The sequence below is a fragment of the Paenalicyclobacillus cellulosilyticus genome (assembly GCF_014647315.1).
Lineage (GTDB): Bacteria > Bacillota > Bacilli > Alicyclobacillales > Alicyclobacillaceae > Alicyclobacillus_J > Alicyclobacillus_J cellulosilyticus.
This window is the reverse complement of record NZ_BMOY01000132.1, coordinates 311-606: the sequence shown is the minus strand read 5'-3', so window position 1 is coordinate 606 and position 296 is coordinate 311. Positions and strand designations below refer to the sequence as shown.

Here is a 296-nt window from a genome sequence, read left to right as displayed (position 1 = left end):
AAGAGCGTTTCGTATTCATCTACACGAGTAGGAAATCGTTCAGTAAACGCCCATAAAAAGTCAAGAAGGCTTCCTTCACGATCTTCATTCATCTTTTCAACTTCGCGCTCAGTATGCCAGCGCGAGGGCTTGTATTTTGGCATACTATCGGGCAAATCACGCGCAACGCCCCCAGGACGGTAATACGTTGCATGCATTCGAGCACCCGATACCGCTTCATAACAATCAAAAAGCGCTTCCCGCTCTCTAAAACAATAGAGAAATACCGTCATTGCACCGATATCAAGCGCAATAGC

Annotated in this window: 1 protein-coding gene; it reads right to left on the bottom strand. The window is 46.6% G+C overall.

The window, feature by feature from the left end:
- Positions 1-296: NADH-quinone oxidoreductase subunit D-related protein (locus tag IEX97_RS13750; protein WP_479684775.1), on the bottom strand; the 296-nt coding region annotated here is incomplete at both ends.